This is a genomic window from Paenibacillus cineris (genome assembly GCF_018333335.1).
GTDB lineage: Bacteria > Bacillota > Bacilli > Paenibacillales > Paenibacillaceae > Paenibacillus_AQ > Paenibacillus_AQ favisporus.
In genome coordinates this window covers 1-255 of sequence record NZ_BORU01000044.1, presented here as the reverse complement: position 1 = coordinate 255, position 255 = coordinate 1, and the positions used below count along the sequence as shown (strand labels likewise).

Annotated in this window: 1 rRNA gene; it reads left to right on the top strand. The window is 52.2% G+C overall.

What is annotated here, in order from left to right:
- Window positions 1–255: ribosomal RNA gene (locus KI379_RS33865) — 23S ribosomal RNA — on the top strand; the annotation flags it as partial.

The window sequence follows — 255 nt, the reverse complement described above, 5'->3', positions numbered from 1 at the left end:
GGAGATAGCTGGTTCTCCCCGAAATAGCTTTAGGGCTAGCCTCGGTGAATAGAGTCGTGGAGGTAGAGCACTGATTGGGTGCGGGGCCCGCAAGGGTTACCAAGCTCAGTCAAACTCCGAATGCCATTGACTTGTAACCGGGAGTCAGACAGTGAGTGCTAAGATCCATTGTCAAAAGGGAAACAGCCCAGACCATCAGCTAAGGTCCCCAAGTGTGTGTTAAGTGGGAAAGGATGTGGAGTTGCACAGACAACC